At 71.4% G+C, this 433-nt stretch carries 1 protein-coding gene; it reads right to left on the bottom strand.

Features of this window, described 5'->3' with window-relative positions:
* Nucleotides 1-139: 139 nt before the first annotated feature.
* Nucleotides 140-433 (bottom strand): hypothetical protein (locus AC5RUJ_RS18435; RefSeq protein ID WP_494156538.1); only part of this gene is annotated, 294 nt, incomplete at its 5' end.

Here is a 433-nt window from a genome sequence, read left to right as displayed (position 1 = left end):
AAGCCCGCACCGGACGGGGCGGCCGGGGGCACGGAAGCCTGCCGGGGCGGGCCTGCCGGGACGTGCCCGGTGGCGGTATTCTCCCGGGCGAACAGGTCCCTGCGCGACATCGGTTCCATGGAATCGGTTCCAACCTGTCTCAGTCGAAGGTGGTCAGCAGCGAGGCGAAGACGCCGAACAAGCCGATGACCAGCGGGACGGCGGCCAGGATGGCCAGCGTCTCCAACCGGTTGGCCAGCAGGCGCAGTTTCGCGGCGGAATGGTCGGCCAGCGTGACGGTCAGCGAGATCACCACGGCGATGGCCAGCACCAGCAGGCCGGCCGCCACGAACCAGCCGTGCCCCGGAGAGAAGGCCAGCACCGAGCGCGCCAGGGCCAGCGTGCCGACGGCGGCCGCCAGGTACAGCGCGATCCGGTCGGTGGCCAGCGGAAA

This window comes from Arthrobacter sp. Y3223164, assembly GCF_059091005.1.
The sequence above is the reverse complement of the archived record's forward strand: the minus strand, read 5'-3'. Positions and strand labels throughout refer to the sequence as shown.